Below are 19891 nucleotides of genomic sequence, written 5' to 3'. Positions count from 1 at the left end.
TCGCGAGCCGGTGACAGGAATCGAACCCGCGACATCCTCTTTACAAGAGAGGCGCTCTACCGTCTGAGCTACACCGGCGCACCGCGCGGCGTACGCCGCGGGACCGGGTCAGCCTAACGAGGTCTCGCCGCCGTCATGCGTCGAGGAACGCGTCCAGCGAGCGCCGGATGCCCGCGGCGTCCAGACCGTGCGCCCGTTGGTGCTGGGCCGGTGTGCCGTAGTGCCGCAGCTCCAGACGCCGGGTGCCCAGCGCCAGCAGCCGATGCGGCACGTCGGGCAGCGCATCCGCCACGACGCGCGACGACGTCCCCGCCAGCCACGGCTCGACCAGCACCACCTCCGGAGAGGTCAGGACGGCCCGGAACGTCGCGGCGTCGAAGGGTCGGACGGCGTAGGCGTAGAGCACCGTCACGTCGCGGCCCGCCGTTGCGGCCAGCACCTCGTCGAGCACCGGACCGAGGGCGACCACGGTCCCCCCCGAACCACGCCGTACGACGTGCAGCCCAGGCCCGGCGAACGACTCGGTGTTCGTCTGCTCGACGATGCGGACGTAGTGCAGGCCGTCGTCGGCGACGGCACGTCGTAGCACCTCGTCGGTCTCGGCCGCCGTGCCGGGAGCGTGGATGACGACGTCCGGAAGGGTGTCCATCAGCGCGATGTCGCCTTGCGCCTGGTGGGTGCGGCCGCTGGTCGACGCGTCGAACGAGCCGCCCCCGCCGACGAGGACACCACCGACCCCCTGGTGGCCGAACCCGAGCTTGACCTGCTCGAAGGCGCGCTCCACCAGGAAGGTCCCGAACGTGTGCACGATCGGCCGCATCCCGGTCAGGGCGAGGCCGGCGCCGACGTTGACGAGCAGCTGCTCGCGGATCCCCACGTTCACCACGCGCTCGGGGTGACGGCGTAGCGCCTCGCCGAAGTACCGAGCGGAGATCTCCGCGAGGACCAGTGCGGTCGACAGGTCCTCGCCCATCAGGTCGGTCACGGTCAGCCCGAACTGGGCACGAGGGTCGCGCAGCAGCGGGGTCACGGTGGCGGTCATGCCGCGGCCACCTCGTCCAGCACGGTCGCGACGACGGCGCTCGGCGCGCCGGCGCGAGGCGAGGCCGACAGCGCCGCCTGGAGCTCGTCGTGGTCACGGCCGTCGACCGTGCTGACCCGCCAGCCCTCAGTGGCGAGTCGCGAGGCGATGCGGCCGGGAACGGCGTACGACGAGCTTCGGTTGTCGATCACGACGAGGGTCAGCGCATCGATGCCGAGCGCAGCCGCGAGCTCGAGGGCCTCGTGGTTGGACCCCTCGTCCAGCTCGGCGTCGCCGACCAGCACCACGACGCGCGAGTCGATCCCCTGCGCGCGCAGGCCGAGCGCCGTCCCGACGGCGAGCGGCAGACCGTGGCCCAGCGAGCCGCTGGAGATCTCGACTCCGGGGATCAGGTTCCGGTCGGGATGGTGGCCGAGCGGCGAGTCGAACGTCGCCCAGTCGCGCAGCCACGACTCCGGGATGAAGCCGCGGTCGCACAGCACGGCGTAGTAGGCCGCCGGTCCGTGGCCCTTCGAGAGCAGGAACCGGTCTCGCCGCGGGTCGTCGACGGTGGCGGGGCTCACCGAGAGCACGCGCTCGTAGAGGACGCGCAGCACGTCGAGGGTCGAGTACGACGCCGGGTCGTGCTTCTCATCGCCGGCCATCAGGGCCAGGAGTCGGGTGAAGTTGTCCACGAACAGATTCCACAAGTTGAAGTGAGCTTGAAGTCAAGTCATGCCGGGAGCTATGACCGAGCTCACGATCGACGAGCTGTCCGAGAGATCCGGGATCGCGACCGGTGCCATCAGCGGAGTGGACTGAGCCTCTCGCAGGCCGGGGCGGCGGCACTCTTCTCGCCGCACAGCTCCACCGCGAGCGGGAAGTCGAGCGATCCGCTCGAGGTCGCCGACCTCCAGCTGATGCGCCACGCGTCGGAAGCAGGGCCCTCCTTGCCCGGGCGCGTCGCCTGGACCGCGAGCTCGACGCCCTCACCCGAGTCTGGATCGCCGCACGGGGTGGTGACGACGTGATGGCTCTCGTCGAACCCGTCTCGCCACAGCTTCGCGCGGTCGTCACCGACCATGCCTCCCGGCGGGGTGGCGAGCGAGGGGTTGGGTCGGACGGCGAACGCCTGCACGGTGAGCCCCCCACGAGGGTTGACCGGCTCGACCGAGGTGATGGTGACCCTGCCGGGCGAGCTGAGGCAGAGGATCATGCTCCCCCAGACCGCCGGACGGCCGGGCCGAGAGCTGCCGATCCCGTCCGACGACAGACCCATGTCACTGCCAGCGGACCCTTGTCGCTGTTCCCGCAGACCTCGCCGTAGGTGTTGAACTGGTAGTGAAGGTTCTCGCTCGACTTGTACCCGGACTGGGCCGAGACACTGACCGGCCCAAGGTCGACGCCCCCGTCGAAGGTGGCTGCGGTCGCACTCGTGGTGTCCCAGGTGTCGTTCGGCTTGTGGTTGCCGCACGATGCGATGTACCAGGTCTCAACCAGCGAGTGTCCGTTGTCTGTGAGCATGTCGGCGAACTGCCACGGGTCCTTCTCATAGCGACCCGCGCACTGGTTGGTGAGGTCCTGGTAGTCGACGAGGTTCGTCTCCGTGTGTGCGCTGTTGTCGGTCGTGGTCGCCTTGCTGCCGCTGCTGCGGGTGATCGGGGCGGTGCCTCCGGCGGCCCACCCGTCACCGTTCACGCTGATGCCGACGCCCAGTGTGTGGGTCGCGCCGCCCTCTTCGGCGACGGTCTCAGGGATGCCCTGCATGGTCTCGATGTTCACGAAGTGCTCGACCCTGTTCAAGACGCTGCCGGTCAACGTGATGTGGCACGGAGCGACTTTGGCCAACGCCCGCGCGTAGTCAGCCCCTCCGATCGAGCGGCCGTCGGTTGCAGGGTCGGACGCGCCGAGCTCGGCGGCCATCACCGCGTACCGCCGCGTCGTCGGGCCAACAGAGGCCCGCCCCGCCTCGGCCGCGTTGTCGCGCGGCACTAGCCTCCCCTGCGGGTCTACCCAGGTCTGCGGAGAGTCGGTGCTGATCCACGCCTCGCGCAAGCCCAGATCACCGCGGAACGTCGGCGTGGCGCGACGCGTGGCCTCACTCGGCGCGGGCAGCGGGGTCCACAGACTGTCGGATCTGGAGTCGCCGGCTGGCCGTGCACTGAAGCGATAGGCCAGCGTCTGGTCGCCCTCGACGGCGTCGAGTTCGAAGTTCACGATGCCGTGACGGCCGCACCGACGGGGTACAGCCGCCGAGAGTCTCCCGGCCGGAGGTGTCGCCGCGACCGGTGGTCCGGCCAGGCCCACACGAGCACGGATGCCCGAGCGAGCGGTGACCCGTGGTCGCTGATGAACCCGCTGACCACCGACGAGGCGTCCGGACGAGCGGACACCGGTCTGGCGCCCCAACCGTCGTCATGCAGAGCCGCCACGGCGGCGAGCCCGACCGCGAGAGAGGTGAGCGTTCTGAGTTCGGGCGTTACTGCTCCCGAGAGTTCGCGCAGCAACAGAGCCTCCTACGTCGATGCCCATGTATATGGCGCGGTGTCTTGCGGGAGCGCAAGCCAGCGACCGAGGGGCAAGAGTCGCTGGGGCTGGGGGATACCGTCAGCCCCGACATTCGACGAGGACCGATGCATCGGCGTCAGAGACCAGGTGGCACCTGGCTGCTGGTTCGCAGAAGTTGAAGCGAGCTTGAAGTCACGTCATGCTGAGATCCATGACCGAGCTCACGATCGGCGAGCTGTCCGAGAGATCCGGGATCGCGACCAGCGCCATCCGCTACTACGAGGTGCGCGGCCTGGTCACCTCGCGGCGTACGCCGGGCAACCAGCGCCGCTATGAGCGCCCGATGCTGCGCCGGCTGTCGTTCATCAGGACCGCCCAGGGCGTGGGGCTGTCCCTGGAGGAGATCGAGCAAGCCCTCGCCGGGCTCCCGAGCGGGCGGACTCCGACCAAGGCCGACTGGACTCGGCTGAGCCGCGGCTGGCGCACGCGACTCGACGAGCGCATCGCCCGGCTCGAGCGGCTGCGCGACACCCTCGACTCCTGCATCGGCTGCGGCTGCCTGAGTCTGCGGCGCTGCACCCTCAGCAACCCCGGCGACGTCCTGGCTCCGCGGGGTCCGGGCGCGGTCATCCTCGACGGTCGGTGAGGGCACGCGAGCCACGGCGCGTCGGTAGCCTGGGTGCCATGGCGCTGCACATCGTTGCGAGCCGGCCGGATCCCGCGCTGGTGCGCCTGCCGTGGTCGACACCACTGGCCGAGTGGTCCGACGAGTACGTCGTCCCGCTCCCGCGCGGCCTGAGCCGGCACATCGTCCGCACGGTCAGGCTGGGCGAGAAGGTGTACGCGGTCAAGGAGACCCAGGAGGAGATCGCCTTCCGCGAGTACCGCCTCCTGCGCGATCTTCAGCGGCTCGGGCTGCCCGCCGTCCGCCCGGTCGGGGTCGTGACAGGCCGCGAGGACGACGCCGACGAGCCCCTGCCGTGTGCTCTGCTGACCGAGCACCTCGCGTACTCCCTCCCCTACCGCGCCCTGTTCGCCCACGGGATGTCCACCGACAGCCTGCCGAGCCTGGTGGACGCGCTGGTCGTGCTGCTGGTCCGGCTCCACCTCGCCGACTTCTACTGGGGCGACGTGTCGCTGTCGAACGTGCTGTTCCGCCGCAGCGCCGGCGGCTTCGCGTCGTACCTCGTCGACGCCGAGACCGGCGAGCTGCGGCCGAGCCTGTCACGGCAGATGCGTGAGTACGACGTGCAGGTCGGCTGCGAGAACGTCTTCGCCGAGCTGCTCGACCTCCAGGCCGGCGGCCGGATCAGCCCGAACGTCGCGGGCCACGAGATCGTGACCCTGATCCAGCAGCGCTACGACGACCTCTGGGCCGAGCTGACCGCGGAGGAGGAGTTCTCGGCCGGGGAGATGTCGCGCATCGAGCAGCGGATCGAGCGCCTGAACGACCTCGGCTTCGACGTCGACGAGCTCGACATCGTCACCGACTTCGACGGCGACCGGGTCCGGATCCAGCCCAAGGCCGTGGAGCTGGGCCACCACCGCCGCGAGCTCCAGTCGCTGACCGGGCTCGACGTCGAGGACGCCCAGGCTCGGCGGCTGCTCAACGACCTGACGGCGTTCATCGCGCACTTCGACCTCGGCCGCGAAGACCGCGGGATCGCCGCGAACCGCTGGTTCACCGAGATCTACGAGCCCATCATGGCGATGGTGCCGCCGGAGGCGCGCGGCAAGCTGGAGCCGGCCGAGATCTTCCACGAGATCCTGGTGCACCGCTGGTATCTCTCCGAGAGGGCCGGGCACGAGGTCGGGATCTTCGAGACGGCACGTGACTACATCGACACCGTGCTGACCGCCAAGCCCGACGAGCTCGTCGCCGGCGACGACGATGCCCTCCCCGAGGACGACCCCGACGCCGGCGTGCTCTGACTAGCGCAGCAGGTCGCGGCCGATCACCATCCGCTGGATCTGGTTGGTGCCCTCGAAGATCTGGGTCACCTTCGCGTCGCGGAACAGCCGCTCCACCGGGTACTCCCGGGTGTAGCCGTTGCCGCCGAGCACCTGCACCGCGTCGGTGGTGACCCGCATCGCGGCGTCGGTCGCGGTCAGCTTGGCGATGCTCGCCTGACGGCTGAACGGTCGGCCGGCGTCCTTCAGCCGCGCCGCGTGGAGGTACGTCGCACGGGCGCGCTCGACGTCCGCCGCCATGTCGGCGAGCAGGAACTGCATCCCCTGCTGCGTCCCGATCGTCGCGCCGAACTGCTCCCGCTCACCGGCGTACGCCACCGCATGGGCCAGCGCCGCCTGGGCGATGCCGGTCGCGACCGCGGCGATGCCGAGCCGTCCGGCGTCCAGCGCCGCGAGTGCGATGTGCATCCCCTCGCCCTCGTCGCCGACCCGCTGGGCCGCCGGGAGCCGCACGGCGTCGAACAGCACCTGGGTCGTGACGTCGCAGGCCAGCCCCATCTTGCGCTCCGGCGCACCGAACCCCAGCCCGTCGGCGTCGGCCGGCACGACGAACACCGACAGGCCGCGCGTCGGGTCCTCCGACGTACGCGCGAAGAGAATGTAGTAGTCGGCGCAGGAGCCGTTGCTGATCCACTGCTTGGTGCCGTTCACGACGTACCCGTCGCCGTCGCGGACCGCCCGGGTCGCGATGCCGCTGACGTCCGAGCCGGCCTGCGGCTCCGACAGGCAGTACGCCCCCAGCCAGTCGCCCCCGAGGATGCCGGGCAGCCACCGAGCCTTCAGCTCGTCGCCTCCGTTGGCCTCCACGACGTTGGCGGTCAGCGTGTGCACGCTCACGCCCACCCCGACGCTCGGCCACGCGGTCGCGATCTCCTCCACCACCTGGAGATAGGTCTGGTAGGGCTGGGCGCCGCCGCCGTGCTCCTCGGGGAACGGGAGGCTCAGCAGCCCTGACATGCCCAGCAGCCGGTACGCCGCCTCCGGGAACTCGCCCTTCTCCTCCGCCTCTGCGACCAGCGGCGCGAGCTTCTGCGTCGCGATCTCGCGGGTCAGCTCGAACAGTGCCTCCGAGACCCCGTCGTCGTCCGGCGGCAGCAAGCGATCGACCGTCGTACCCACGGCCTCGATGATGCCATCCCCATGACGGTTTCCCCCCACCCGGCACCAAACCGTCACACGCCCCCCCCCCCGTTGAGATGCGCCTTCCGACCCGTTGAGATGCGCCTTCCGACCCGTTGAGATGCGGGTCCTGACCCGTTGAGATCCGGGTAACACCCAGGCACCGGTCGGAAGGCGCATCTCAAGGGGTCGGAAGGCGCATCTCAACGGGTCGGAAGGCGCATCTCAACGGGGGGTCAGCGATGCTGGGAGAGCGCGTAGAGGGTGATCGACGCGGCGACGCCGGCGTTGAGCGACTCCAGCGACGACGCCATCGGGATCGACATCAGGCGGTCGCAGGTCTCGCCCACGAGCCGCCCGAGCCCGTCGCCCTCCGACCCGACCACGACCACGAGCGGGCCGGCGGCGAGGTCGGGGTCGGCGAGCAGCTCGGGAAGCGAGAGGTCCCCGTGGGCGTCGAGGCCGACCACCTGGCACCCGGCGTCCTGGAGATCCTTGAGCGCGCGCACGAGGTTGGTCGCCTGCGCCACCGGGATGCGGGCGGCCGCGCCGGCCGAGGTCTTCCACGCCGCGGCGGTCATCCGCGCCGCCCGGCGCTCGGGGATCAGCACGCCGTGCGCCCCGAACCCGGACGCCGAGCGCACCACCGCACCGAGGTTGCGCGGGTCCGTGACGGAGTCCAGCGCGACGATCAGCGGCGCCTCGCCGCGCTCGTCGGCCGCCCGCAGCAGGTCTGCGGGGTGGGCGTAGGAGTAGGCGGGCACGCGCGCGGCGAGTCCCTGGTGCACCGCCCCGTCGGTACGCCGGTCGAGCTCGACGCGCGTCACCTCGAGCAGCGAGATCCCCCGCTCCGACGCGATCTTGAACGACTCACGCAGCCGGGCGTCGCGCTCGGCACCCTCCGCGACGTAGACCCCGGTGACAGGTACGCCGGCCCGCAGCGCCTCCACGACCGAGTTGCGGCCGGCGATCCACTCGTCGCCGTCGGTAGCGCGCTTCCTCGGGCCGCCCCCGCGCCGCGAGGAGTCGCGCTCGGCCTTGGTCTTCATCTTGTGCGCCTTGTGGTTGGGCCGGTCGGCAGCCTTCGGCGTCGGCCCCTTGCCCTCCAGCCCACGCCGGACGCGGCCACCGGAGCCCGCGGTCGGCCGCTTGGAGGTCTTGCGGATCGCGCCCCTGCGCTGGCTGTTGCCCGGCATCAGGCGCCTCCCTCGGCGAGCGACCACGACGGCCCTTCGGGAGTGTCCTCCACGAGGATGCCCGCGGCGGCGATCCGGTCGCGGATCGCATCGGCGCGGGCCCAGTCCTTGTCGGCGCGCGCCGCGGAACGCTCCTCGAGCAGGCCGGCCACCAGCGCGTCCACGGCGGCGGACAGCTTGGCGTCACCCGACGCGCCGCCGACCGCCCAAGCGGGGTCCGCCGGGTCCAGTCCGAGGACGTCGAGCATCGCCAGCACCGAAGCCGCCGTCGCCTCGGCCGACTCGCCCGCCGCGAGCCGCCGGTTGCCGTCGCGCACCTGGTCGTGGATCACCGCGACGGCGGCAGGCGTGCCGAGGTCGTCGTTCATCGCGTCGGCGAAGGCCTCGGGGAGGCCGGACGCTTCGGCCTGCCCCACCACCGGCCGCCCGGCCCGGTCCAGGAACGACTCGATCCGACGGAACGCCGCGGCCGCGTCGTCGAGGGCCTCGAAGGAGAACTCCACGTGCGAGCGGTAGTGAGCGGCCACGACGTAGTAGCGCAGCTCGATGCCGCGCACCCGCTTGAGCACCTGGGGGATGAGCAGGGAGTTGCCCAGCGACTTCGACATCTTCTCGCCGGCGGTGGTGATCCACGCGTTGTGCAGCCAGTACGACGCGAACTGCTGCCCCGCCGCACGCGACTGCGCGAGCTCGTTCTCGTGATGGGGGAACCTCAGGTCGACTCCGCCGCCATGGATGTCGAACGCCGGCCCGAGGTATCTCGCGGCCATCGCCGAGCACTCGATGTGCCAGCCCGGCCGGCCCGGACCGTACGGCGACGGCCAGGCGGCGGTCTCCGGCTCGAGCGCCTTCTTCCAGCCCTTCCAGAGCGCGAAGTCGCGCGGGTCGCGCTTGCCGCGGGGGTCGGCGTCCTCCGCGGGCTCCATGTCGTCGACCTTCTGCCGGGTCAGCTCGCCGTACGCCGGCCAGGAGCGCACGTCGAAGTACACGTCACCGGAGCCGTCCGCGGCCGGGTAGGCGTGGCCGCGCGTCACCAGCTGACCGATCAGCTCCAGGATCTCGGGCACGTGCCCGGTCGCCGCCGGCTCGTAGGTCGGCGGCAGCACGTTGATCGCGTCGAGCGCCCGGTCGAGCTCGCGACCCATCAGGTAGGCGATCTCGAACCACGGCCGGCCCTGCGCCTCGCCCTTGGCGAGGATCTTGTCGTCGATGTCGGTGACGTTGCGGATGAACGTGACGTCGTAGCCCGATGCCGTCAGCCAGCGCCGCAGCACGTCGAAGTTGACCGCCGAGCGGACGTGGCCGACGTGCGGCTCGCTCTGGACCGTCAGCCCGCACACGTAGATCCCCGCCCTGCCCGCCTCCAGCGGGACGAAGTCGCGGACGTCGCGGGTCGCGGTGTCGTGGAGCCGGAGAGTCACCGGGCCATCGTAGGGGCGCGACGTCCCCGCACCCGCCTCGACGAGGCCACCCCGGACAGGCATCGCCTGAGGAGTTCGGCCGTTTCCCGGATACAGCGGCCGCCGAGGTGATACATCTACTGGGCCGGCTCGCGCAGTCATCTCGGGGCGGCTTCTCATCCGCACTGCAACCGGGGAGTTCTCGCATGCGCTCGACAAGGCTCGGTGCCGCCCTGGCATCGCTCACGATCACGGCCGGCACGGCCACCCTTCTGATGGCCGGCCCCGCCATGGCCGACACCGACACCGGCACCCAGGCCGGGCTCGTCCTGGGCGGCCGCACCGGGACGGCCGTCGCCTACGGCGACTACCTGGGCACGTTCGACGCGGCAGTCAGCGACGGCACCAACCCGGTGACCGTCGGCGCCGCCGACCTCCAGCAACAGCTGCCGGGCAAGACATGGAAGGTCGTCAAGTCTGACGCAGACGTGTCCGACGGGATCAGCTTCGGCTCCTTCGGGAGCAAGGCCAGGGGCAACGTGAAGTACCGCCTCCACTACCTCGGAGGCACCGACACCGACACCGCGACGACCTACGCCGCGTCGTACTCGAACACGGTCATCGTCAAGACCGCCTGGAACCTCAGCCCGCACGCCCTCTGCACGACGAAGTGCAGGTTCTACGGCAAGCTCAGCCCGAAGGCCAAGCACCGCAAGGTCCTGATCCAGGTCAAGCACCACGGCTGGAAGCGCTACAAGGTCCTGCACACCAACGCCCACAGCCACTGGAACGTCGTCGTCAAGCCGTCGCGCGGCAACGGCACCTACTACCGCGCTGTCGTCGCCAAGACCAAGCAGCTCATCAAGAGCTACGCGGTCGGCCGCTTCACCATCGTCGGCCGGTCCGCACTCGGCATCAACCACCCCTGACCAGCACGACTCGGGAGACGTCACATGAATCACACGACACGGATCGGCGCCGTCCTGGCATCGCTCGCCATCACCGCCGGCAGCGCAGCCCTGCTCGCCTCCAGCCCGGCGCAGGCCGGCTCGCGCACGCCGGTCTCCATGCAGCTGTACCTCGGAGCCAGGTCGTCGCTCATCGCGACCTACAAGCAGAACGTGGGGACCTTCGAGGCCCAGATCGTCTACTCGCCGGACGGAGAGACCACCGCGCCGGTCACCGCCGGCAAGGCGGTGCTCCAGCGCAAGCTGCCCGGCAAGCACTGGAAGAACGTCAGGACCGACAAGAGCCTCGCGACGCTGGGATTCGGCAAGTACGGCAACCACGCGCTCGGCAACATGCAGTACCGGATGCACTATCTCGGCGGCACCGACGGCACGACGACCTTTGCCGCGGGCTACTCCGACGTCGTCACCGTGCACACCCTGTGGAACCTCCACGAGAAGCCGAGCTGCCTGCCCGACTGCGTGCTCTCCGGACGGCTCAGCCCGAACGCGAAGCACCAGAAGGTCGTCATCCAGGCCATGCGTGGCACCACCTGGAAGCGCTACGAGGTGGTCCGGACCAATGCCCACAGCCACTGGCGCGCGCGGGTCAAGGCGACCAAGGGCAACGGGACCATCTATCGCGCCGTCGCGCCGCGCACGAAGAACGAGGACGCGACGCCCGCCGCGCCGTACCGCTTCTACGACGACCTGTAAGCCGGCTGCCCTGGCTCGGCGTCAGTCCGCGGTGAAGCCGATGGTGTGCCACCCGGATGCCCCGTTGGGCACCGGGTCGGCACGCACGGCGGTCTGTACCTGACCCTCCTTGTTGACCGCTCGTACGGCGAGCTGGTGGCGGCCGGGCGGCACGTCCAGGCTGGCGACCCACTGCACCCACGAGTCGGTGATGTTCTCGCGGGCGAGCTCGGCCGACCGCCAGCCGCTGCCGTCGAGCTGGACCTGCACCGCGGAGATCCCGGTGTTCTGCTGCCAGGCGAGCCCGCCGACCCGCACCTGCCCGGACTTGACGTGGTCGCCGTTGCCGGGCACGTCGATGCGTGAGGCGAGCTTGACCGGACCGAGCGGCGACCAGCCCCGCTCGGTCCAGTACGCCGAGAACGAGTCGAACGTCGTGACCTCGATCTGGCGCACCCACTTGCAGGCCGACACGTAGCCGTACATCCCGGGGACCAGGGTCCGCACGGGGAAGCCGTGCTCGATCGGCAGCGGCTCGCCGTTCATCGCATAGACGAGCATGGCGCCGCGGTCGTCGAGCATCGCCGAGAGCGGGGTCCCGCAGGTCCAGCCGTCGTCGGAGGTCTGCTTGACCGCGTCGGCGCCGTTCTGGACGCCGGCCTCCGTGAGCAGGTCCTTCAGGTGCGTGCCGCTCCACCAGGCGTTGCTGATCAGCGGGCCGCCGACCGTGTTGGACACGCAGTTCAGCGTCATCCAGATCTCGTGGCGCGGGCGCTTGATCAGGTCGTCGTAGGTCAGGGTGATCTCGCGGTCGACCATGCCGTGGATGCGCACCGACCAGTCCTCGGGCGAGATCGCCGGAGGCACCAGAGCGGTGTCGATCCGGTAGAAGCGCGAGCTGGGGGTCTGCCAGGCCGTGATCCCGTCGAGTCCCACCTCGACCCCGCTGGGCGGTCCGGGATCGGTGACGCCGGGCAGGTTCAGGGCGTCGCGTGCCGCGTCGACCGCGCGCCGGTGGCCACCGACCTTCCGTCCGAGCAGGCCGACCACGGCGCTGGCGACCCCGACACCCGACGCCACCAGCACGAAGCGCCGCCCGAGCTCCATCTTCGACTCGTCGCGGAAGGGCTGGGGCCGCAGCTGCGCGGTCAGGAGGCTCAGCACCGACAGCCACGTCAGCACACCGACCAGGCTCGGCACGATGCCCGTGGCGGGCGCGCCGTACTGCGACTGGTTGGCGACCAGCCCGATCACGCCGAGCACGACGAAGCCGGCGATCCCCGCTCCGGCTCGCTGTCGGGACAGCAGGCCGAAGAGGGCGAAGAGCAGCAGGACGACGACGGTCACGCCGGTTACCAGCAGCGGCTTGTCGTGGCGGCCGACCAGCTGGATGAGGTGCTCGGCGACGGACCCCGGGGTCAGCCGGATGACGAGCTGGGCCACGTCGGTGACCGGGTTGCCGCGCAGCCCCAGCCACGCGGCGGCGAGGTACGCCGTGGCGAGACCCGCCAGGCCTGCGAGAAGGCCCGTCAGCGCCCACTGCCCTCGCATCCGCACGTGTCGATTGTTGCTCGGGCATGATCGGTGCGTGGCCGAAGGCTCTTACGAACTGCGAACGGGTGTCGGCACCGACGTGCACCGTCTTGCCGACGGCGTGCCGATGCACCTCGCCGGACTCCACTGGCCCGACGAGCCGCAGGGCCTGGTCGGACACTCCGACGGCGACGTCTGCGCACACGCGATGTGCGACGCCCTGCTCTCTGCCGCGGGCCTCGGCGACCTCGGCGGCAGCTACGGCACGGCCGAGCCCGCGTGGGCCGGCGCCTCGGGAGTCGCCCTGCTCACCGAGACCGCGGCCCGCGTGCGCGCGGCCGGCTTCGAGATCGGCAACGTCGCCGTGCAGGTGATCGGGAACCGCCCCCGCCTCGGACCACGGCGCGACGAGGCGGGCGCCGTGCTCTCGGCTGCGGTCGGCGCCCCCGTGTCCGTCTCTGCCACCACGACCGACGGCCTGGGTCTGACCGGCCGTGGCGAGGGCATCGCCGCCATCGCGACCGCACTGCTGCACCGATGAGAGCGGCCGTCGTCGTCCTGGCTGCTGGGTCGGGCACCCGGGTCGGTGCCGAGTCGAACAAGGTGCTCCTGCCTCTCGCGGGTGTCCCCGTCGTCACCCGGTCGGTCGTCACCGCGTGCCAGGTGGCCCAGGTCGAGCGGGTCGTCGTGGTCGTGCGCGACGGAGAGGAGGCGGCCGTGCGGGAGGCGGTGGAGCCGCACCTGCGCGACGGCTGGCCCGAGGTGGCGATGGTCGTGGGCGGGGCCACGCGTCACCGGTCGGAGTGGGCCGCGCTGGCCCTGCTGAGGCCGGCTATCGAGGCCGGAGAGGTCGACGTCGTGGCGATGCACGACGCGGCGCGACCGATGGCCGGAGTCCGCCTGTACGACGAGGTGCTCACCGCCGCCGAGCGGGTCGGCGGAGCGATCCCGGTGGCGCCGCTGCCACACCTCGTGGCGGTCGACGGCCGGCCGCTGCCCCGGCCGCTGGTCGGGGTCCAGACACCGCAGGCCTTCCGTGCGCGCGAGCTGCTGGCCGCCCACGTCGCCGCTGCCGCGGACGGGGCCGAGGCGACCGACACTGCCGGCATCCTGACCGCCTACGCCGACCTGGGGGTCGCCGCGGTGACGTCGTCGGCCCGCAACCTCAAGCTGACCGTGGCCGACGACTTCGTCGTGGCCGAGGCGCTCATCGGCGGGTGATCGCCGCCAGGGCCAGCACGTCGTCAGCATCGCGAACCCGGCGCGCGGACGGCGGCGCATCGACCCAGACGACGCGGTGCTTGCTCGCGACCGAGGCCAGGGCCTCCCGGAGATCCGAGGACGGCCAGTCCTCCAGCGCCGCCACAACCGCCGGCGGCAGGACCAGGGGCGAGGCGAGGTGGCGCAGCTCGTCGCGGTCGTGGGTGGCTCCGACCATCGGGCCGCCCAGCGTCTCGATGACCTCCTTGACCGTGTCGGTGACGGGGTGCACACCGGCGGTCACGACGCCGTCGGTCAGCGCCCGGCGTGCACACGCCGCCAGGAAGTCCGGCGGGGTCATCGGGCAGAGGGCGTCGTGCCAGACCAGGCTCAGGCCGGCCTCGCGCACGGCCTCCCACGGGGTGGAGAGGTCGAGCAGCCGGATCCCCGCCTCACCCATGGCCCAGGCAGCGCAGGCCACCAGCGACTCGCCGTGGATCAGGGTGAACGGAAGCGACCCCCGGTCGCGCTCGACGACCACACCGAGTGCGAGCAGGTCGTCGTCCTCCATGCCCGCGATCCTAGGGATGCGGGCGCCGGCTGCGCGGACGGGACATGGCGAAGGCCCCGCCCACCGAGGTGGTGCGGGGCCTTCGACGTTCGGCTCTCGAACCGAGCTCTAGGAGGCGAGGACCTCGTCGAGGATGGCCTCGGCCTTGTCCTCGTTGGTGTTCTCGGCCAGCGCCAGCTCCGAGACCAGGATCTGACGGGCCTTGGCGAGCATGCGCTTCTCGCCGGCTGAGAGGCCGCGGTCGCGCTCGCGGCGCCACAGGTCGCGGACGACCTCGGACACCTTCATCACGTCGCCGCTGTGCAGCTTCTCGAGGTTGGCCTTGTAGCGGCGCGACCAGTTGGTCGGCTCCTCGACGTGCGCCGCACGCAGGATGTCGAAGACGCGGTCGAGTCCTTCCTTGTCGACCACGTCGCGCACGCCGACGAGGTCGAGGTTGCAGGACGGCACCCGGACCACGAGGTCTTGCTGGGCCACGATCCGCAGGACTAGATACTCTTTGTCCTCACCCTTGATCTGCCGCATCTCGATGTCCTCGATGACGGCGGCCCCGTGATTGGGATACACAACCGTTTCGCCCACGGTGAAAGACATGTTCTTCTGTACCACCCTTCTTAGGTGACCATTCTAACACGTCCCAGCGGCTCGCTATTCCGCGTCGTCGCAGGTCAGAGGCGGTTTCCTGGCTTGACAGATCGCCGGTCGATGTGCCTCGCGCCGGTCCGGCGCGGCGGCGTTCCGTCGTTCTGCACGACGCCGATGGCGGATACTGCGGGGCATGCCCGCCCCCTCCGCCGAGCCTGAGCCGGAGGCCGGGCCCGCGGCGCGCAAGGGCGGCCTCGCGCGGCTGACGCCGGTGCTCCTGCTCCGGGCGGCGCATCCCCAGCAGGCCGTCCTGACCGCCCTCGCCCTGGCTGCGGCCGCGGCTCTCTCGGGACGCCCGGCGCGCGAGGTGGGCCTGGTCGCCGCGACCGTGCTCGTCGGGCAGGCCGTACTCGGCTGGGACAACGACCTCACCGACGAGCGCACCGACCGCGCGGACGAGCGTCAGGCCAAGCCGCTCGTCGCCGGCCCGCTCGACCGCGGCGGGCTGGGCTTCGCCCTGGCCTGCGCGGTGCTGCTGGTGGTGCCCCTGGCGCTGTCGGGCGGGATCGACGCCGGGCTGGCCTACCTGCTCTCGATCGCCATCGGTGCTGCCGGCAACCGTGTGCTGCGAGGCAGCGCCTGGTCGTGGCTGCCGTGGGCGGCCGCGTTCGCGCTCTACCCGGCGTACCTCTCCTACGGCGGGTGGGGCGGCGCCGCGCGAGGCCATCCACCGACCATCGCCATGACCGCCGCCTCCGCTCTCCTGGGCATCGGCGTCCACGTCCTGACGTCGCTGTCCGGGCTGGTCGACGACAACCGGGACGGACGCCGGCACCTCCCGCTGCGGCTGGCGCTGCGCGTCGGCGCGCCGCGGCTGCTGGTGCTCGCCTGCGGCTACGGCGTCGTCCTGCTGGCTGCGATGGCCCTCATCGGGGCGACGGTCGGCCTCTCGCAGTAGGGCCCGGCCCGGCCCGGAGTCGGCTCCGGGGAGCCCGGGCGTGCCCGCTAGTGTGTCGCCCGTGAACCTGCGACGCAGCCTCGCGCTCGGAGCCGCCGGCCTCGCCGTCACGGCCGCGCTGTCGGCGTGTGGCCTCAACTACCCCACCGACCGCATCAACAACCTCGTCGCCGGCGTCGACTACCGCAACGGCCCGGTCGACATCCTCAACGCCGTGGTGGTGGCCAAGGGAGCCGACACCGGCACCTTCGTCGCGACGTTCGTGAACAACAGTCCGGGCAAGGCGGTCAGCATGCAGACCGCATCGGGTGACAACACCTCGATCTCGACCGTGGACGCTCCGTCGTTCACGCTGAAGCCGGGCTCGATGCTCAACCTCGCCGCCGACAAGGGCTTCCCGGTCAGCGGCACCTTCGCGATGGGCCAGTTCGTCAACCTCTCCTTCCAGTTCGACAACGGCGAGACCGCCACCATCAGCGTCCCCGTGGTCGCCGACTGCGGGCAGTGGGCGGGGCTCGACGTCGCGACACCATCGCCGGGTGCCACGTCGTCCGACTCGGCATCGCCGTCGACGTCGGCGGCTCCCAGCGATACGCCCAGCGAGTCCCCGAGCGCGCTCTCGTGCAGCTGAGATGACGCACACCCTGGTCCTGCTCCGGCACGGCGAGAGCCTGTGGAACGCCGAGAACCTCTTCACCGGCTGGGTCGACGTCGACCTGTCCGACCGCGGCCGGGCCGAGGCCCGCCGCGGGGGTGAGCAGCTGCGCGAGGCCGGGATCCTGCCGGACGTCGTCCACACCTCGCTGCTGCGCCGGGCCATCACCACCGCCGCCATCGGGCTCGACGTCGCCGGACGCCACTGGATCCCGGTGCGCCGCAGCTGGCGACTCAACGAGCGCCACTACGGCGCCCTCCAGGGGAAGAACAAGAAGCAGACCCTCGACGAGTACGGCGAGGAGCAGTTCATGCTCTGGCGCCGCTCGTTCGACGTCCCCCCTCCGGCACTCGCCGACGACGACGAGTTCTCCCAGGCCCACGACGTGCGGTACGCCGGCCTCGGCGACGAGCTGCCCCGCTCCGAGTGCCTCAAGGACGTCATCGCCCGGCTGCTCCCGCACTGGGACGGCCCGCTCGGCGACGACCTGAGGTCGGGGCTGACGGTGCTCGTGGCGGCCCACGGCAACAGCCTGCGAGCGATCGTCAAGCACCTCGACGGCATCTCCGACGACGACATCGCGGGCCTGAACATCCCCACCGGGATGCCCCTGGTCTACGAGCTCGACGACGACCTGCGGCCCACTGTCACGGGCGGGCGCTACCTCGACCCGGGCGCCGCCGCCGAAGCCGCCGCAGCCGTCGCCAACCAGGGCCGCTGACCCCATCCACCGCCCGTTGAGTGGCGAGTTCCGACCACACGAGATGCGCCTTCCGACCACCTGACCCCGCGGGGCGTGTGCGCAGTGGTGGGCATCCTTGCGGCCGGGACGTCGTCGAAGGCCGAGTCCGCCGCGGAGCCACCGAGCCCGCGGGGCCAGGTGGTCGGAAGGCGCATCTCGTGTGGTTGGAACTCGCCACTCAACGGGTCAGAAGGGAGACACACGCTAGGCGTCGGAGGGCGCGGGCATCTGACCGGTGACCACGAAGACCACCCGGTTCGCCACGGAGACCGCATGGTCGGCGATGCGCTCGTAGTAGCGCCCGAGCAGCGCGATGTCGACGGCCGCCTCCACGCCGTGGTCCCACGAGTCGCCGAGCAGCTGCGCGAAGCTGTCGCGGCGGAGCCGGTCCATCTCCTCGTCGTCGCGGCCGAGCGCGATCGCGGCGTCGACGTCCTTGTCGCTGATCACCGCCGCGACCCGGCGCACCATGTCCTCGGCCACCTCGCCCATCCGGGCGATCGTCGGCCGGGCCTCCTCGGGGACGGCGATCTCGGGCACGCGGAGCCGGGCGATCTTGGCGACGTGCACCGAGAGGTCGCCCATCCGCTCCAGCTCGCTGACCATGCGCAGCGCCGAGACGACGACGCGCAGGTCACCGGCCACGGGCTGCTGGAGCGACAGCAGGGAGAACGCCGTGTCCTCGACGCGCTCTCGGTTGAGGTCGATCTTCGCGTCGGCGGCGATCACCTGCTCGGCGACCTCCGCGTCACCGTTGAGGAGCGCCTGCGTGGCGTGCCTAACGGCGGTCTCGACCGCCTGGCAGATCTCGGACAGGTCGGAGAAGATCGAGTCGAGCTGGTCGTGGAACGCTTCGCGCATGGCCCCCACGCTATGCGCGAATGGTGTCCGGACGGGGTCGGCCGGTGAACGCGTCGTGAACTCTCCGTGAGCAGGCCACTGGTTGGCGAACGCCAAGTGTCATGATGCGTACGATCTGTGTGTGAGCCCCACGACGCAGGCTTTTCTGGCCGCGCTCATCGGGGCAGTCGTCGCCGGAGGCGCCGTGCTGGCGTGGCACGTCAGCGAGCGGCAGCGCGAGAGCGTGCCCCCTCACGACGAGCCTGCGCTCCCGGCCGGAGTCGCCACTGTGCTGTCCGTCCTGCGCTCCAGTGCCCTCGTGGTCGACCACGAGGACGAGGTGGTCAAGGCATCGGCACCGGCCCTCGCGTTCGGCCTGGTCCGGGGCCAGCGGCTGGTGTCCCAGGAGCTGGCCGACCTGGTGCAGCAGGTGCGTCGCGACGGACAGATCCGCGAGACGGAGCTGTCGATGCCGCGAGCCAGCGGACCGCCCCGCACCGTCACGGCCCGGGTGGCGCCGCTGAGCTCTCGCTACGTCCTGGTCCTGGTGGAGGACCGCACCCGCGAACGCCGGGTCGAGGCGGTCCGCCGCGACTTCGTGGCCAACGTCTCCCATGAGCTCAAGACCCCGGTGGGCGCCATCAAGCTGCTCGCGGAGGCCGTGGCCGACGCATCCGACGACCCGGAGGCCGTGGAGCGCTTCGCCACCCGGATGCTGACCGAGAGCGACCGACTGTCACGCCTCGTGCAGCAGGTCATCGAGCTCTCGCGGCTCCAGGGCGACGAGCCCCTGGAGGCGCCCGCGACCGTCGACATCGACGAGGTCATCAAGAGCTCGGTCGACATCACCGTCATGGACGCCTCCAACAAGCACATCTCGGTGGTCACCGGGGGAACGCCCGGCCTGACCATCTTCGGCAGCGAGGAGCAGGTCTCGGCGGCGGTCACCAACCTCGTCGCCAACGCCGTCGCCTACTCCGGCCGCGACTCGACGGTCCTGGTCTCGACCAAGCCGAACGGCGAGATGGTGGAGATCTCCGTCGTCGACCAGGGCATCGGCATCCCCCACGACGAGCTGGACCGGATCTTCGAGCGGTTCTACCGGATCGACCCGGCCCGGCACCGATCCACCGGCGGGACCGGGCTCGGGCTCTCGATCGTCAAGCACGTCGCGGCCACCCACGGCGGCGACGTCCGCGTGTGGTCCCTGGAGGGGCAGGGCTCGACGTTCACCCTCTCCCTCCCCCGATCCCAGAAGGAGTACGCCTCATGACACGAGTCCTGGTCGTCGAGGACGAGGAGAGCTACGCCGACGCGCTGTCGTACATGCTGCGCAAGGAGGGGTACGACGTGTCGCTGGCCGCGACCGGCCCCGACGCGCTCACCGAGTTCGACCGCAACGGCGCCGACATCGTCCTGCTGGACCTGATGCTGCCGGGCCTGCCCGGTACCGAGGTCTGCCGGCAGATCCGCGCGGTCTCCAACGTGCCGGTGATCATGGTCAGCGCGAAGGACGACGAGGTGGACAAGATCGTCGGCCTCGAGCTCGGCGCCGACGACTACATCACCAAGCCCTACTCGCCCCGCGAGCTGGTCGCCCGCATCCGGGCCGTCCTGCGACGCGGCATCGAGCCCGACGTGGCGCCGATGACTCTCGAGGCCGGGCCCGTCCGCATGGACGTCGAGCGGCACGTCGTCACGGTCGACGGCAAGCCGCAACGGCTGCCGCTGAAGGAGTTCGAACTGCTCGAGCTCTTCCTGCGCAACCCCGGTCGCGTGCTCACCCGCGGCCAGCTGATCGACCGGGTGTGGGGCTCCGACTACGTCGGCGACACCAAGACCCTCGACGTCCACGTCAAGCGTCTGCGGGCCAAGCTCGAGGCCGACCCCTCCCACCCGGCGATGCTGGTGACCGTGCGCGGACTCGGGTACAAGCTCGACCTGTGAGC

22 protein-coding genes and 1 tRNA gene are annotated in these 19891 nt (G+C 71.1%); 11 read left to right on the top strand and 12 right to left on the bottom strand.

Annotated features, from left to right (window positions below; genetic code table 11):
• Positions 1-5: 5 nt before the first annotated feature.
• The 5 genes from VHW64_RS18755 to VHW64_RS18735 all read right to left on the bottom strand — a co-directional run bounded on the left by VHW64_RS18755 (position 6) and on the right by VHW64_RS18735 (position 3238).
• Positions 6-78 (bottom strand) — tRNA-Thr (locus VHW64_RS18755).
• 55 nt (positions 79-133) lie between these two features.
• Complete coding sequence (locus VHW64_RS18750; protein ID WP_329652100.1) at positions 134-1042, bottom strand: transketolase; 909 nt, start codon at positions 1040-1042, stop codon at positions 134-136.
• Positions 1039-1716, bottom strand: a complete 678-nt coding sequence (locus tag VHW64_RS18745) for a thiamine pyrophosphate-dependent enzyme (RefSeq protein WP_329652099.1) — start codon at positions 1714-1716, stop codon at positions 1039-1041. The genes VHW64_RS18750 and VHW64_RS18745 overlap by 4 nt, the downstream gene beginning before the upstream one ends.
• A 110-nt stretch (positions 1717-1826) precedes the next feature.
• The gene (locus VHW64_RS18740; protein WP_329652098.1) at positions 1827-2237 is read right to left on the bottom strand and encodes a hypothetical protein; all 411 of its coding nucleotides are present in this window, start codon (positions 2235-2237) and stop codon (positions 1827-1829) included.
• The gene (locus tag VHW64_RS18735) at positions 2234-3238 is read right to left on the bottom strand and encodes a hypothetical protein (protein ID WP_329652097.1); all 1005 of its coding nucleotides are present in this window, start codon (positions 3236-3238) and stop codon (positions 2234-2236) included. Before VHW64_RS18735 ends, VHW64_RS18740 begins: the two co-directional genes overlap by 4 nt.
• A gap of 502 nt (positions 3239-3740) precedes the next feature.
• Between VHW64_RS18735 and soxR the strand changes: the two genes are divergently transcribed.
• Together soxR and VHW64_RS18725 are read left to right on the top strand one after the other, a co-directional pair.
• Positions 3741-4175: a redox-sensitive transcriptional activator SoxR gene (soxR, locus tag VHW64_RS18730; RefSeq protein ID WP_329652096.1), complete on the top strand. Its 435-nt coding sequence runs from the start codon at positions 3741-3743 to the stop codon at positions 4173-4175.
• 38 nt (positions 4176-4213) lie between these two features.
• Positions 4214-5461, top strand: coding sequence for a DUF4032 domain-containing protein (locus tag VHW64_RS18725; protein WP_329652095.1), 1248 nt, complete (start codon positions 4214-4216; stop codon positions 5459-5461).
• On the opposite strand, the gene VHW64_RS18720 is transcribed toward VHW64_RS18725, so the two are convergent.
• The 3 genes from VHW64_RS18720 to cysS all read right to left on the bottom strand — a co-directional run bounded on the left by VHW64_RS18720 (position 5462) and on the right by cysS (position 9236).
• Positions 5462-6619: an acyl-CoA dehydrogenase family protein gene (locus VHW64_RS18720; RefSeq protein ID WP_329652094.1), complete on the bottom strand. Its 1158-nt coding sequence runs from the start codon at positions 6617-6619 to the stop codon at positions 5462-5464.
• A 236-nt stretch (positions 6620-6855) separates the two neighbouring features.
• Positions 6856-7815: a 23S rRNA (guanosine(2251)-2'-O)-methyltransferase RlmB gene (rlmB, locus tag VHW64_RS18715; protein ID WP_329652093.1), complete on the bottom strand. Its 960-nt coding sequence runs from the start codon at positions 7813-7815 to the stop codon at positions 6856-6858.
• The gene (cysS, locus tag VHW64_RS18710; RefSeq protein WP_329652092.1) at positions 7815-9236 is read right to left on the bottom strand and encodes a cysteine--tRNA ligase; all 1422 of its coding nucleotides are present in this window, start codon (positions 9234-9236) and stop codon (positions 7815-7817) included. The genes rlmB and cysS overlap by 1 nt, the downstream gene beginning before the upstream one ends.
• 185 nt (positions 9237-9421) lie before the next feature.
• On the opposite strand from cysS, the gene VHW64_RS18705 reads away from it, so the two are divergent.
• Both VHW64_RS18705 and VHW64_RS18700 read left to right on the top strand, forming a co-directional pair.
• Positions 9422-10144 (top strand): hypothetical protein, encoded by a 723-nt coding sequence (locus VHW64_RS18705; protein ID WP_329652091.1) that lies wholly within the window; start codon positions 9422-9424, stop codon positions 10142-10144.
• 24 nt (positions 10145-10168) lie between these two features.
• Positions 10169-10879 carry a hypothetical protein gene (locus VHW64_RS18700; RefSeq protein ID WP_329652090.1) on the top strand — a complete coding sequence of 237 codons (711 nt, stop codon included), beginning with the start codon at positions 10169-10171 and terminating at the stop codon, positions 10877-10879.
• 21 nt (positions 10880-10900) lie between these two features.
• Here VHW64_RS18700 and VHW64_RS18695 read toward each other — a convergent pair whose 3' ends face one another.
• Positions 10901-12409: a molybdopterin-dependent oxidoreductase gene (locus VHW64_RS18695; protein ID WP_329652116.1), complete on the bottom strand. Its 1509-nt coding sequence runs from the start codon at positions 12407-12409 to the stop codon at positions 10901-10903.
• Positions 12410-12446: 37 nt separating this feature from the next.
• Here VHW64_RS18695 and ispF point away from each other — a divergent pair, with 37 nt between their 5' ends.
• Entirely contained in the window at positions 12447-12932 is a 486-nt protein-coding gene (gene ispF / locus VHW64_RS18690; RefSeq protein WP_329652089.1) for a 2-C-methyl-D-erythritol 2,4-cyclodiphosphate synthase, read from the top strand.
• A complete protein-coding gene (locus tag VHW64_RS18685; RefSeq protein WP_329652088.1) occupies positions 12929-13612 on the top strand; it encodes an IspD/TarI family cytidylyltransferase in 684 nt (227 codons plus the stop codon). The genes ispF and VHW64_RS18685 overlap by 4 nt, the downstream gene beginning before the upstream one ends.
• On the opposite strand, the gene VHW64_RS18680 is transcribed toward VHW64_RS18685, so the two are convergent.
• The gene (locus VHW64_RS18680) at positions 13599-14162 is read right to left on the bottom strand and encodes a hypothetical protein (protein ID WP_329652087.1); all 564 of its coding nucleotides are present in this window, start codon (positions 14160-14162) and stop codon (positions 13599-13601) included. The two genes, VHW64_RS18685 and VHW64_RS18680, sit on opposite strands and share 14 nt — an antisense overlap.
• Positions 14163-14270: 108 nt before the next feature.
• Positions 14271-14756, bottom strand: coding sequence for a CarD family transcriptional regulator (locus VHW64_RS18675; protein ID WP_329652086.1), 486 nt, complete (start codon positions 14754-14756; stop codon positions 14271-14273).
• Between the two features lie 184 nt (positions 14757-14940).
• Between VHW64_RS18675 and VHW64_RS18670 the strand changes: the two genes are divergently transcribed.
• The 3 genes from VHW64_RS18670 to VHW64_RS18660 all read left to right on the top strand — a co-directional run bounded on the left by VHW64_RS18670 (position 14941) and on the right by VHW64_RS18660 (position 17081).
• A complete protein-coding gene (locus VHW64_RS18670; RefSeq protein WP_329652085.1) occupies positions 14941-15705 on the top strand; it encodes a UbiA family prenyltransferase in 765 nt (254 codons plus the stop codon).
• A gap of 61 nt (positions 15706-15766) precedes the next feature.
• Positions 15767-16336, top strand: coding sequence for a hypothetical protein (locus VHW64_RS18665; protein WP_329652084.1), 570 nt, complete (start codon positions 15767-15769; stop codon positions 16334-16336).
• Position 16337: 1 nt separating this feature from the next.
• The gene (locus VHW64_RS18660; protein WP_329652083.1) at positions 16338-17081 is read left to right on the top strand and encodes a phosphoglyceromutase; all 744 of its coding nucleotides are present in this window, start codon (positions 16338-16340) and stop codon (positions 17079-17081) included.
• A 225-nt stretch (positions 17082-17306) separates the two neighbouring features.
• Here VHW64_RS18660 and phoU read toward each other — a convergent pair whose 3' ends face one another.
• The gene (gene phoU, locus VHW64_RS18655) at positions 17307-17963 is read right to left on the bottom strand and encodes a phosphate signaling complex protein PhoU (protein WP_329652082.1); all 657 of its coding nucleotides are present in this window, start codon (positions 17961-17963) and stop codon (positions 17307-17309) included.
• 121 nt (positions 17964-18084) lie between these two features.
• On the opposite strand from phoU, the gene VHW64_RS18650 reads away from it, so the two are divergent.
• Positions 18085-19215, top strand: coding sequence for a sensor histidine kinase (locus tag VHW64_RS18650; RefSeq protein ID WP_329652081.1), 1131 nt, complete (start codon positions 18085-18087; stop codon positions 19213-19215).
• A complete protein-coding gene (locus VHW64_RS18645) occupies positions 19212-19889 on the top strand; it encodes a response regulator transcription factor (RefSeq protein WP_329652080.1) in 678 nt (225 codons plus the stop codon). Before VHW64_RS18650 ends, VHW64_RS18645 begins: the two co-directional genes overlap by 4 nt.
• The last annotated feature ends 2 nt before the right edge of the window (positions 19890-19891 follow it).

The sequence above is a fragment of the Nocardioides sp. genome (assembly GCF_036267815.1).
In the GTDB taxonomy this organism is placed as follows: Bacteria; Actinomycetota; Actinomycetes; order Propionibacteriales; family Nocardioidaceae; genus Nocardioides.
The sequence above is the reverse complement of the archived record's forward strand: the minus strand, read 5'-3'. Positions and strand labels throughout refer to the sequence as shown.

Excerpts from the sequence above, each read along its gene's own strand:
- VHW64_RS18750 (WP_329652100.1), bottom strand. The coding sequence starts at position 1,042 with ATGACCGCCACCGTGACCCCGCTGCTGCGCGACCCTCGTGCCCAGTTC.
- VHW64_RS18740 (WP_329652098.1), bottom strand. The coding sequence starts at position 2,237 with ATGATCCTCTGCCTCAGCTCGCCCGGCAGGGTCACCATCACCTCGGTC.
- soxR (WP_329652096.1), top strand. The coding sequence starts at position 3,741 with ATGACCGAGCTCACGATCGGCGAGCTGTCCGAGAGATCCGGGATCGCG.
- VHW64_RS18725 (WP_329652095.1), top strand. The coding sequence starts at position 4,214 with ATGGCGCTGCACATCGTTGCGAGCCGGCCGGATCCCGCGCTGGTGCGC.
- rlmB (WP_329652093.1), bottom strand. The coding sequence starts at position 7,815 with ATGCCGGGCAACAGCCAGCGCAGGGGCGCGATCCGCAAGACCTCCAAG.
- VHW64_RS18705 (WP_329652091.1), top strand. The coding sequence starts at position 9,422 with ATGCGCTCGACAAGGCTCGGTGCCGCCCTGGCATCGCTCACGATCACG.
- VHW64_RS18700 (WP_329652090.1), top strand. The coding sequence starts at position 10,169 with ATGAATCACACGACACGGATCGGCGCCGTCCTGGCATCGCTCGCCATC.
- VHW64_RS18695 (WP_329652116.1), bottom strand. The coding sequence starts at position 12,409 with ATGCGAGGGCAGTGGGCGCTGACGGGCCTTCTCGCAGGCCTGGCGGGT.
- VHW64_RS18685 (WP_329652088.1), top strand. The coding sequence starts at position 12,929 with ATGAGAGCGGCCGTCGTCGTCCTGGCTGCTGGGTCGGGCACCCGGGTC.
- VHW64_RS18680 (WP_329652087.1), bottom strand. The coding sequence starts at position 14,162 with ATGGAGGACGACGACCTGCTCGCACTCGGTGTGGTCGTCGAGCGCGAC.
- VHW64_RS18675 (WP_329652086.1), bottom strand. The coding sequence starts at position 14,756 with ATGTCTTTCACCGTGGGCGAAACGGTTGTGTATCCCAATCACGGGGCC.
- VHW64_RS18670 (WP_329652085.1), top strand. The coding sequence starts at position 14,941 with ATGCCCGCCCCCTCCGCCGAGCCTGAGCCGGAGGCCGGGCCCGCGGCG.
- VHW64_RS18660 (WP_329652083.1), top strand. The coding sequence starts at position 16,338 with ATGACGCACACCCTGGTCCTGCTCCGGCACGGCGAGAGCCTGTGGAAC.
- phoU (WP_329652082.1), bottom strand. The coding sequence starts at position 17,963 with ATGCGCGAAGCGTTCCACGACCAGCTCGACTCGATCTTCTCCGACCTG.
- VHW64_RS18645 (WP_329652080.1), top strand. The coding sequence starts at position 19,212 with ATGACACGAGTCCTGGTCGTCGAGGACGAGGAGAGCTACGCCGACGCG.